Source organism: Iamia sp. (assembly GCF_035575815.1).
GTDB lineage: Bacteria > Actinomycetota > Acidimicrobiia > Acidimicrobiales > Iamiaceae > Iamia.
Genome location: NZ_DATLXO010000141.1, coordinates 1 through 11655, shown reverse-complemented (window position 1 = coordinate 11655; position 11655 = coordinate 1). Strand labels below are relative to the sequence as shown.

Below are 11655 nucleotides of genomic sequence, written 5' to 3'. Positions count from 1 at the left end.
GCCGCGGCGCGCTCGGGGGTCGACCGCCCTTCGCGGTCGGCCGAGCGGACCAGGGCGAACACCGCCAGGGCCAACCCGACCGCCACCGTCAGCCCCGCCGGCACCCGGTCGGGCAGGGACCGGCGCGGATCGGCCACGAGCAGGGCGGCGGCGAAGAGCAGGACGGCGGGCGCCGCCGCCGCGGGGCCCGCGCCGCGACGCGACGCCAGGGCGGTCGCGGTCGCCGAAGCGACCCAGGTCGCCACCACCGCGACGGCCAGCTCGGGCCCCCGCGCGTCGACCGGGGGCAGGGTCGTGAGGAGGCGGGCGACCGAGTCGCCCATGCCCCCGAGGGCGGTGGCCCCGTCGACCGCGGGCCGGACCGCGGCCGTCACCCACAGCACGATCCCGACGAGGTGCACGATCACGAGCGTGGGTCCGACGCCCCGGTCGACCACCAACCGCACCGCCAGGTTCATCACAGCCGCCCCCACCGCGGCCCCGACCACCGGCACCGTCCAGCCCTCGGAGTACGCCGCCCCCACCGCCGGTGCCGCCACCAGGACGAGGACCAGCCCGATCAGCGAACCCCGGCCGACGGTGACCACCCGGTCGGCCCGCCCGCTCCTCGCCGGGCGAGCGGCGGTCATCGACGCACCTCGCGGTTCCAGGAGGCCACGGCCGCAACGGCGGTGCGGGCCACCACCTCGAGCACGCCGCTGCGGCGGTGCGACGACACCTGGGCGTCGGCGACGAGCCGCACGACGACGACCGGTGCGTGCCGGCGCCGCTGGGTCGCGACCCGCGCGACCAGGCGCGCCTCGGGGTCACCGGTCACGACCACCAAGGCCCCGCCGCCCTCGGAGCGCTCGATCAGACCGAACAGCTCCTGGGTCCCGACGCGCTCGTCGACCCGGGCGAGGGTCAGCCGGTCGAGGTCACTGCGGGCACCGAGGCGCGCCGAGGCGGTCCGGTCCTCGCCGACGATGCGCACCTCGACGCCGTGACCGACGCGCCGGAAGGCGGCCGCCAGCGAGGCCACCACCTCGATGCCGTGCTCGAAGCGGGCCGGCTCCCAGACCCCGTCCCGGGTGTCGAGCACGAGGGTGGCGCGGGGCTGGCTCGTGTCGACGTGGGTGCGCACCATCAGCGCACCGGTGCGGGCCGTGGTCGGCCAATGGATGCGGCGCAGGTCGTCGCCCCGGACGTACTCGCGCAGGCTCGAGAACGTCAGCGTCCCCTCCGTGGCGGTGTCGGAGGTGGGACCTTCGAGATCGAGCACCACGCCGGTGGGGATCGGGTCGGCCGCGTGCACGCGGGGGCGCACCCAGAGCACGTCGGCCGCGCCCATCGACCGCCACCGCGTCACCAGCCCGAGGGGGTCGATCCGCTCCACCCGCACCGGCCCCAGCTCGAGGCGGCCCCGCCGGTCGGTGGGCAGGAGGTTGCGGACCACGGTGGTGCCACCCGCCCCGATGCCGGGCACCCGCTGGGACAGGGGCCGGCCGCCGACGTGGTCGACCGCCATGAGCCCGGGCATCGGGAGGCGGCCCCGGTTCGTGAACCGCAGCAGCCCGGCCGCGGGCCCGTCGACCGTCACGCGCTCGGGGCGGAACCGGCGCTCGAGGACGACCGGCAGCGGCGCCGCGGTGGCCACCAGCGCGAGGAGCACGGCGATCAGCCCGGCGACGGCGGGCACCACCAGCTCCGGGAGGCCGAGCAGCCAGCCCGCGCCGCCGGTCAGGATCGATGCGACCCCGACCGCTGCCCCGGCCCGGGTGAGGCGGAGGCCGCGGTCGTTCAGGTCCGCGCCGGCGGCGGTCACAGCCCCGTCGGCACGGGCACCGAGGCGGTGATGCCGGCCAGGACCTCATGCGCCTTGCGGCCCTCGACCTCGGCCTCGGGGGCCAGCATCAGCCGGTGGGCGATCACCGCCGGGGCCAGCGCCTTGACGTCGTGGGGCACCACGTAGCTGCGTCCGTCGAGCAGGGCGTGGGCCTGCGCCGCCCGGAGGAGGGCCAGGCTGGCCCGGGGACTGGCGCCGAGGCGCACCTCGGGGGCGGCGCGGGTGGCGTCGGCCAGGGCGACGACGTACCGGGAGACGGCCGGGTCGACGTGGGCCCGGGCCGCCAGCTCGATCATGGTGCGGACGTCGTCGAGCCCGAGCACCGGTTCGATCCGGGGCGGGCCGGCGGTCGAACGCCGGTCGAGCAGGGCCGACTCGTCGTCGATCGAGGGGTAGCCGACGGCGATGCGGAGCAGGAAGCGGTCGAGCTGGGCCTCGGGCAGGCGGTAGGTGCCGTCGAGGTCGATCGGGTTCTGGGTGGCGAGCACGAGGAACGGCCGCGGCACCGGGCGGGTCGTGCCCTCCGCGGTCACCTGGCGCTCCTCCATCACCTCCAGCAGGGCGGACTGGGCCTTGGGCGAGGCGCGGTTGATCTCGTCGGCCACGACCACGTTGGCGAAGACGGGTCCCGGTCGGAACTCGAACTCCCGCACCTCCTGGTTCCAGATCGAGACGCCGGTGATGTCCGACGGGAGGAGGTCAGGCGTGAACTGGATCCGCTGCCAGCCGGCGTCGATCGAGGTGGCCAGGGCCCGCGCCAGGGTGGTCTTGCCCACGCCCGGCACGTCCTCGACCAGCAGGTGGCCCTCGCTGAAGAGCGCCACCAGGGCCAGGCGGATGACCTCGGGCTTGCCTGTGAGCACGGTCTCGACGTTGGCCTGGAGGGTCGCGGCCCGCACGGCGAACCACTGCACGGACCGGGTGTCGACCGGGCCCGGGGTCGACTCGGGATGGGTGGTGGTGCGGTCGGTCACTCGCTGATCTCCGTGCAGTCGGTGGCGAAGGCGCGGACGCCGAGGTCTGCGGGTTCGGGCTTGGCGCCCCGGTAGGGGTGGAGGATCCTGACGCACGCGCCGGGGTCGGCTTCGAGGTCGAGGTCGAACCCGGCCGGATCGACGCTGATGGCGTCGTTCACCCCGTCCTCGTCGTCGTCGAAGGGCAACACGGCGTCATCGCTCTCGCCCGGATCGCTACTGGCGCCGCCGGCACCGTCGAAGTCGGCCTGGCGCTGACGCTCCGGGGCGGCGGGGTCGTCGCCGGCCGGCACCAGGACGAGGGTGAGCGAGGTGCCCTCGTCCTCGACGGTCGGCTGGGCGTAGCGGACCACGACCCGCCCGTTGCTCTGCAGGATCGCCTCGTCGACCGGCAGGCCCACGAACCCGATCTCGACGCCATCGGAGGTCGTGCTCCCTTCTTCATCGGTCGAGGGGGGGCTGGCATCCTCGTCGCGCTGGGCCGTGGCGAAGCCCCCCACGCCCAGGACCAGGGCCAGCACGGCGGCGCCCACGAGCCACGGCCACCGGCGCCGGGCCGCGGGCGCCGCCGGCGGGGCCGGATCGGCCGGCCGGCGCCCGGCCCGGGTCTCGAGCCGGTCCCCGTCGTGGTCGCCGGCGGGACCGGCCAGGGCCACCGGCGGGACGGGCACCGCCGGGGCCGACAGCGGGTCGACCGCACCCACCGAGGCCTCGGGGCGCGCTGGGGGCGCGGGCACGGGATCGAGGCGCGGATGGCCTTCGAGGGCGGGGGCGGCCCGTCGGCACCAGCCCGCGACCTCATCGGCGGCCGGGCGTCGGGCGGGGTCCTTGTCGAGGCACGCGGCGACCATCGCCCACACGCCGGGGTCGAGCCCTGGCGGCGGCACCGGCGCCTCGTCGAGGTGGGCCCGCAGCACCGCCGCGGGCGACGGGCCCACGAAGGGTCGTCGCCCGGCCAGCAGCTCGTAGGCCATGACGCCGAGGGCGTAGACGTCGGACGCGGGCGACGGTGGGCGACCGGCGGCCAGCTCCGGGGCGACGTAGTCCGGAGTGCCGACGAGCTGGGTCGGGCGGGTGAGCGATGCGCCGTCGACCACCCGGGCGATGCCGAAGTCGGTCAGGCGCACCGGTGGGTCTCCCGCGGTGACCAGGACGTTCTCCGGCTTCACGTCGCGGTGCACGATGCCCGCCCGGTGGACGGCGACGAGCCCGGCGGCCACCCCGCCGATCGCCTCGATGGCAGGGCCGGGCGCCAGGCGCCCCTCGGCGCGCAGGGCGCTCCGGAGGTCGCCGCCGGAGACGAGGTCCATGACGATGGCGAGGATCGATCCCTCGACGACGAGGTCGTGCACCCGCACCACGTGGGGATCCACCACCGCCCGCAGAGCGCTGCGCTCGGTGAGGAACCGGGCCACGGCATCGGGGTCGTCGGCCAGCTCGGGGCGCAGGACCTTGACCGCCACCGCGCTGCCGTCCACCCGGCGCACGCCGCGCCAGACCCGGCCCATGGCCCCCCGCCCGATCGGCTCGGTGAGCAGGTACGCGGAGCCGAGCGGCCGGCCCACCGTCGAGGCGTCGTCGGCGTCGTGCTCCGGGCCGACGGGGCCAGCGGGGAGGGCGGGTGAGACGGTGTCGAGGCGGTCGGCGAGGGCGGCACCGCTGGCGGTCACCAGGGCGACGCCGAAGGCGGAGGCGGTCGGCCGCCGCTCGGGGTCGGGGTCGAGGCCCCGTTCGAGGGCCCGGCGCAGATCGGCGCCGACGTCGGGGCGGTGGAACGTGAGCCGGCCCCCGAGGGTGACGGCGAGCAGCACATCGGCCACCCCTTGGCCCGCCTCCCGGGTGAACGGCGGGTGGCCCTCGAGCAGGGTGTAGAGGGTCGAGGCGAGGGCCCACAGGTCGCCGGCGGGGGTCCAGGCCCGCCCCTCGAGCACCTCGGGCGGTACGTGGTGCGGGGCGGGGCCGGCGGCGGCCTCGGACATGGGCACCGGCGGCACGGGGTCGACGCCGAGGTGGGCGCCGTCGGTGGTGGTCACGATGGCATCGGGAGCGACCCGGCCGTGGACCAGCCCGGCGGCGTGAAGACGGCCGAGCCCGGTGGCCAGGTCGACCCCGAGGGCCGCCACCTCGGCGACGGTGCGGTGGCGGCGGTCGTCCAGGGCTTCGCCCTCGGAGGGGGTGATCCACCAGGGTCGGCCGTCGTCGATCCCGCCGCCGAGCACAGGGACGAGGCCGGGCACCGCCCGGAGGGCCTCGATGCCGGCCCGCCGGGCCTCGACCGCGCGGCGGTCGCGCCCACCAGCCACCCGATCCGGGGCGACGTGCACGACGACCGGGACCCCGTCGCGCACGCCGGCCCACCGGCGGGTGCCCGCGACCGTGGGCAGGGGCGCGTTCTGGCCGAGGCCGGGGAGGCGCGGTGGGCCCACCGTCTCCGAGCTCACAACCACCGCCTCTCCTTGGCGGCGCCAGCCTGCCCGGCGGGCGGGCCGGGCCGCCAGACCTCGCGTCGGTGGGGCCGAGCATAACCCCGCTCCCACCGGCCGGTGGGGGCGCGTCGCGGTTGCGGTCACCCGAGGGCGAGGGCCGGGTCCGAGACCGCGACCTGCACCATCTCGCTGCGGCCCCGAGCCACGAGCAGGCCCCGACCGGGGTTCCAGGTGCCGCCGGTGCTGCGCGGCAGCTTCAGGTCGAAGACCTCGCCGTCGATGCTTGACGCCGGCGACAGCAGCAGGCCGGTCCGCGCTCGTCGCAGGTCGGCGAGCCACCCCCGGTAGCGCTGGAGGAGCAGGTCGTCGGTCGTGCCCGCCACCACCACGGCCAGGCCGTCGTCGCGGGCGGTGCGGACCCGGGCCTCGAGCATCCGGGTGATCTTCCCGTCGGGCACCATCTCGGCGTCGTCGACGACGAGCAGGGCCCCCTCGCCGGCCTCCTCGAGGGCGTCGTCGAGGGCGTCGTCGAGGCGGCCCTCCAGCTCGGAGGACACCAGGACCTCGACCCCGGGTCCGTCGAGGTCTCGCAACGGCGACGACCGGGGGGTGACCACCACGGCCCGCCAACGGCCGTCGTCGAGACCGCTGAGCGACCGCACCATGGTCACCAGCGCCATCGACCGTCCTGCCGTCGGCGGACCGGCGACGACGAAGCCGGGGGTGAGCTCGGCCAGGTCGACCTCCACGGCGGCACCGTCGCCGTCGACGCCGAGGATCACGACCGACGGGCCGCGACTGGGTTCGCGGTCGGGGATCCGATCGAGGGCCACGACCTCGGGCAGGGGGTCGACCCGGCGGGGACCGGCACCGGTGGTGGGCGGGACCCCCCCCCGGCCGATCGCGTCGAGCGCCGCGTCCTGGGCCGCAGAGGCGGGATCGCCGCCGAGCACCGCCACCTGCACCTCGACTGCCCCCTCGACCCAGACGCCCCGGCCCGGCGCCCGTCCCGCCGGCACCGCCTTGGGATCGAGCCCCAGCATGGCCGCGTCGTCGCGGTCGGCCTGCCGCAGCGCGAGGCGGGCGGGGAAGGCCGAGGCGAGACGCATGGAGAAGCCGGTCCGGTCGGTGGCGAGCACCACGTGCACGCCCACCGAGGGCCCCTCGCGGGCGACCCGGTCGATCGTGTCGGGAACCCACCCGCCGTCGCGCTCGGCGAAGCGGTTCACCACCGCCTCGAAGGCGTCGACCAGCACCACCACGGTCGGGGCCTCGTCGTCGACGGTGCGCTGGCGATCGTCGACCAGGCCGGCCAGGAGCCGCACCAGGCGCTCGACGCGGTCGATGTCATCGACCGCGACCACCGCACCGGTGTGGGGCAGGCGACCGAGTCCGGCGAGGCCGCGGTTGCCACCGTCGAGGCCGTAGAGGTGCAGGGCGTCGGCCGGGGTGCCCGCCGCCAGCCCGCCGGCGAGGGTGCGCAGCACCGTGGTGCGGCCGCTGCGAGCCGTGCCCACCACCGCCAGGTTCCCGATGCTGGCCAGGTCGACCACGAAGGGGGCGCGGGCCTGCTCGGTGGGCAGGTCGGCCAGACCGACGGCCACGCTGAGGGGCCCGCCCGGGGCGCCGACCGGCGGTCCACCGTTCGCCGCCACCTCGTCTGCGGTCACCAGCCCGGGAAGGGGCGCCAGCCAAGGGGCTGACGGGAGCTCGACCCGGGCCGCGACCGCAGCCGCCGAGATGGCGTCGACCAACGCGGCCAGGTCGGTGTCGTCGGGGTCGCCCACCGCGTCGGCCGCCCCCTGGTCCGGGTCGTCGGGCAGGGGGTCGGTGCCCAGCTCCACGAGCGACACCTCGTGCGCCGTGGTGGGCAGGTCGGGGGCGGGGCCACCGGCGCGAGGGCCGCCGACCCGGGCCGCCTGGAAGGCGGTGATCTCCCGCGCCCCGGTGCGGGCCAGCGCCCGGCCGGGGAGGGTGCGCGGGATCGTCGCCGCGTCGGTCACGTCGATCACGTCGCTCGACTCCTGGGGGTCGCCGACCCGCAGGCAGAGCCTCAGGTTGACGTTGGCCCGCAGGTCGGCGGTGACGGCCCCGCCCGGGCGTTGGGTGGCCAGCACCACGTGGACCCCGAGGCTGCGGCCCCGCATGCCGATGCCCACCACGCCGGTCACGAACTCGGGGACCTCTTCGACGAGGGAGGCGAACTCGTCGATCACGATCACGAGGCGGGCCAGCTTCCCGCCGCCGGCGACGAGGTCGTCGATGTCCTTGGCGCCGGCCGCGGCGAGCACCCGTTCGCGCCGCTTCAGCTCGGCGTCGAGGCTGCGCAGCGCCCGGTCGACGAGGTGGCCGTCGAGGTCGGTGATGAGCCCGGCGCAGTGGGGCAGGCGGGCGCAGTCACGGAAGGCGGCGCCGCCCTTGTAGTCGACGAGCACGAACGACAGCGCGTCGGGCCGGTTGGCGAGGGCCAGCGACGCCACCAGGGTCTGCAGCAGCTCGGACTTGCCGGCGCCGGTGGTGCCGGCGATGAGGGCGTGGGGGCCGTCGCGGCGCAGGTCCACGGTGAAGGGGCCGGACTCGCCCACGCCCAGCAGGGCCCGCGTGGAGCGCCCGCCCGCAGCCCACCCGTCGGCCACCGCCTCCGACGTCGGCTCACCGATGCCCGCGACCTCGCAGAACCGGACGGTGCGCGGCAGCTCGGCGCGCCCGTCGCCGGCGGCGCCGAGGTCGCGCAGCGGGGCCAGGGCGCGAGTCACCCGGTCGGCGAAGGCCTGGTCGAGGCCGTCGATGAGCACGTCGGACACCGGTTCGAGCCCCGGTCGCCGCACCGTGGCCCGCGTGCCCCGCTCGCCATCGGTGACGACGGTGGCCCGGCACTCCTCGGGCAGGCTGTGGTCGTCGCCGTCGAGGCACAGGGCGAACACGCCCACCGCCGGGCCGTCGCGCAGGACGTCGGCCAGGCCCTTCAGGTGCCGCAGCCGGCGGGCGCCGTCGAGCACCAGCACCACGCGGGGCGCCTCGACGACGTCGGACCCGAAGCGCTGGCGGCGGGCCTCGGTCCGGTGGGCGACCAGGGACCGGAGCTCGGCCAGGCGGTTCTCGGCCTGCTGGCGGTCGGTGGCGATGAGGCGGGGCGCCGAGCCCTCGTGCCAGCCCTCGGTGTGGGGGGTCCAGGACAACCACTCCCAGTCGCCCTCGTCGTCGGCCGCGGTGATGAGCACGATGCGGATGTCGCGGGGGCCGTGGAGGGTCACCACCTGGGCCAGCAGGGCCCGGGCCACGGCCAGGCGGACGGGACGGAGCTCGGCCGCGATGCCCGCCACCCCGGCCGCGGCCAGGGCCACGACCACGGGCACGTTGCGCGCCGGCGGTGACGGGGCGGTGCTCTTGGCGTCACCGCCCACCACGTTCACCCGGGCCGGGCGGTCGGCGGTGCCCACCCGGAGCACGAGGTGGTCGTCGTCGGTCAGGCGGCGCTCCCACAGCCGACGCCCCGGGCCCATCGCGGTCTCGACGACCTCGCCGGGGTCGGGGAAGGCATGGCGGCGCATGCGCTCGTCGGCGACGACGGCAGCCGCCAGGCGGGTGCCGACGCTGGCCATGTCGGCCTCGTAGGTCGCCATCTGCGCCTTGTGCTCCTTGCGGCCGTGACGCCGATCGGACCACGCGTTGCTGGCCAGCATGACCGGCGAGAGGAGGATGAACAGCAGGAACGGCGACGGGCCGATCAGCGCGAACATGCCGATGCCGAGCACCGCGGGCATGAGGGCGGCGGCGATGGGGATCCTCCGCTTGGACGGCTCGCGGGGCCTGGTCGGCATGACCAGCTCCGGCGGCTCGAGTGGCGGGAGGATCCGGGGTGGCCGGTTGAACCGGCGGGTCCCGTCGGGAGCGACGGGCTCGAGCACCGGCGCCGCGGGGACAGGCCGTCGGGTCTCGACCACGCTGGCCCCGATGGTGAGGGGCTCGCGCTCCTCGACCGGGGTCGGGCCGTTCAGGCGGACACCCGCGTGACCCACCCCGTTGTGCGAGCCCATGTCGGTGACCACCACGTCCTCGGTGTCGGGGTCGCGCCGCACCGAGGCGTGGGCCCGGCTGACCTCGGGGTCGGGCAGGCTCAGCTCGACGTCCGCGCCCCGTCCGATCGAGACCTCCCCGGGCTCGGCCAGCGAGGCCTGGCGGCCGGCCTGAAGCCCGCCGGTGGCCACGACCACCAGGTCACCGACGGGCGGCTGCACCGGGTCGGCCACCGGGACACCGACCCCGACGGTGGCGCCCTGGACGACGCCGGCCTCGGCCAGGTCGTCGTCCGCTTCGAGACGACGCTCCCCCAGGAACAGCGCGGGGTCCGGTTCCTCCTCGCCGACGGCGTCGGCCACTGCGACGGCCACCGTGGCGACCGTGAGGCGGTCGGGGCCGTCGACCACCACCGGGCGAGCCCGACCGGAGCGGTCGACCACGAGGAGGTGCAACGAGGTCATCGGGCGGCGGTTCGGTCGTCCATGGGGTCCACCTTCGACGATGGCCGCGCGCCCGTGAATGGGGAGCCCTTCCCCGCTCGGCCCTTCGGGCTGTGGTCTATCAGGTCAGAGGAACCGCTTGAGCGCCACCATCGGGTCGAGCATGTTGCCCATGTTGTAGCCGCCGCCCAGGGTCTTCCAGTGCTCGATGTGCACGTGGTCGGGGCCGCCGGTCCAGTTCGTGATCTTGGCGACCCGGTCGCCGGCGTCCACCCGCTGGCCCTCCTTGACGCCGGTCGGGTCGACGTGGCGGAACACCCACACCCTGCCGTTGGCGCCCTGCACCTTGACCACGCCGCCGAAGATCTGACCGCTGTTGCCCCTTGAGGGCGTGACCTCGACGACCTTGCCGGCGATGGGCGCCCGGACGGCCGTGCCGGGCGGGGCGAACCAGTCCTTGCCGGCGTGGTACCGGTTGCCGTTGTTGTCCGGTGCCCCTTCGGCGTCGGGCACGCGGAACTCCGAGGTCGAGGTGAGCTTGGTGGCGAGGGGCTTGACCAGTCCGCCCCTCGAGCCGCCCGAACCGCCCGAGCCGCCCGACCCGTCCGAGGCCGGTTCGTAGAGGCCGCGGAGCAGGCGACGGACCTTGCGGCGGGTGGCGAGGGCGGTGGTGCCGGGGGTGAGCGACGCGATGAGCCGTTCGATCACCCGACGCTCGTCTCGGTCGGTGCGATCGGCGCCGAGGGCCCGCTCCCGGGCCTCCACGACGTAGCCGATGTCGCGGACCAGGAGGTTCCGGGCCCGGCCCACGCCGTAGTCGTCGGACAGGGCGGTGTCGAGCGCGGCACGGATCCGGCGGGTGTCACCGGCGTCATCGAGGACCAGTGCGTCGAGCGCGCCCGCGACCTCGGCCCCGTGGCGACGGACCGACTCCAACACCGCCAGGTGCCCGGTCAGACTGCGAGAGAGACGGTGCATCTGGTGGACGTCGATGGTGATGCGCCCACCCCTGCCGGTGGTGTTGCGGGGAAGCTGCCAGGGCCGCCGGCGGGTCTCACCGGTCGAGGGTTCGAGGTTGGTTGCCATCAGAGCCCTCCGAGGGTCGCGGCCTGAACGCCAGGCCGAAGCCCCTCGACCAGCGCAGCGCGCCGGTCGAGGGCGAGCGGCCAGGCGGCGAAGCCCTCGACGCCAGGATCGGCGGCCACATCGTCAACCGGCTCCACCACCGACGCGCTCACGGGCGCACGCTCGACTGCTCGCGTGCCGCCGCCCGCAACATGCGGGCCACCGCGGCGACCCGATCGTGAGCCAGGTCGATGTGGCGCTGACGGTGCCGCTCACCGGTGTGACCCCGGAACCGGTCCGCGACCAGACCCTCCCAGTACGACTCGGTCTCCCGGACGTCACGGCGCAGCTCTAGTCGCACAGCAGCCAACCGGGCCGCCTCGCGGTCCAACCGTTGAGCCAGCTCCTCGAGCCGCTCCGGAGATGTCGTCCGTGCCATGGGAGCAACGTACCGACACCTCCACCCCTGAGAAATGGGGAAGCCTTCCCACCGGCCACCAGAGCGGTGATGGCGCACCGACGGCCCCGTCTCCGGGCGCGCCGGCGCGCGGACGACCCCGCCCCCAGCGGTGCCGGGGGCGGGGTCGGGACGGATCTGGGATCGGCTCGACCGATGGGGTGGGCCCGGGTGGAAGGCTTCCGAGGGTGGGCGCCCGGCGGACCGCCGGGCTCAGGCGCCGGCCTGCTCGAGGGCCCGGGCCCGGGACCGGACCTCGTCGGACGCGTCGATGAGTGCGGTCGACAGGTTCCGCAGAGCGGGCTCGTACTCGCTGTCCCACGCGCTGCGGAACCGGTCAGCCGCACCACCCCTCCAATAGGCGGAGTCGAGCTCGGTGCGCAGCGCGCTCACGAGGTCGTCGACCTCGCCGCTGCGACCGGTGAAGCTGCTACCGAGGCTGTCGAGC

General features: G+C 76.0%; 9 protein-coding genes. All 9 read right to left on the bottom strand.

The annotated features are described in order from the left end of the window. Nucleotides 1–629, bottom strand: a 629-nt coding sequence (locus VNL12_RS14785; RefSeq protein ID WP_325595711.1) for a hypothetical protein, incomplete at its 3' end; no start/stop codon positions are given. Beyond that, nucleotides 626–1804 carry a DUF58 domain-containing protein gene (locus VNL12_RS14780; protein WP_325595710.1) on the bottom strand — a complete coding sequence of 393 codons (1179 nt, stop codon included), beginning with the start codon at nt 1802–1804 and terminating at the stop codon, nt 626–628. The genes VNL12_RS14780 and VNL12_RS14785, both read right to left, overlap by 4 nt. After that, nucleotides 1801–2799, bottom strand: a complete 999-nt coding sequence (locus tag VNL12_RS14775) for a MoxR family ATPase (RefSeq protein ID WP_325595709.1) — start codon at nt 2797–2799, stop codon at nt 1801–1803. The genes VNL12_RS14780 and VNL12_RS14775 overlap by 4 nt, the downstream gene beginning before the upstream one ends. Next, nucleotides 2796–5246 (bottom strand): serine/threonine-protein kinase, encoded by a 2451-nt coding sequence (locus VNL12_RS14770; RefSeq protein WP_325595708.1) that lies wholly within the window; start codon nt 5244–5246, stop codon nt 2796–2798. Before VNL12_RS14770 ends, VNL12_RS14775 begins: the two co-directional genes overlap by 4 nt. Before the next feature lie 119 nt (nt 5247–5365). After that, nucleotides 5366–9706, bottom strand: a complete 4341-nt coding sequence (locus VNL12_RS14765; protein ID WP_325595707.1) for an FtsK/SpoIIIE domain-containing protein — start codon at nt 9704–9706, stop codon at nt 5366–5368. A 105-nt stretch (nt 9707–9811) separates the two neighbouring features. Then, nucleotides 9812–10771, bottom strand: a complete 960-nt coding sequence (locus VNL12_RS14760; RefSeq protein WP_325595706.1) for a M23 family metallopeptidase — start codon at nt 10769–10771, stop codon at nt 9812–9814. Further along, on the bottom strand, nt 10771–10923 hold the full coding sequence (locus tag VNL12_RS14755) for a hypothetical protein (RefSeq protein ID WP_325595705.1): 153 nt from the start codon (nt 10921–10923) through the stop codon (nt 10771–10773). The genes VNL12_RS14760 and VNL12_RS14755 overlap by 1 nt, the downstream gene beginning before the upstream one ends. Further along, entirely contained in the window at nt 10920–11189 is a 270-nt protein-coding gene (locus tag VNL12_RS14750) for a hypothetical protein (protein WP_325595704.1), read from the bottom strand. The genes VNL12_RS14755 and VNL12_RS14750 overlap by 4 nt, the downstream gene beginning before the upstream one ends. 231 nt (nt 11190–11420) lie before the next feature. Beyond that, the coding region (locus tag VNL12_RS14745; RefSeq protein WP_325595703.1) for a WXG100 family type VII secretion target at nt 11421–11655 on the bottom strand (235 nt) is incomplete at its 5' end.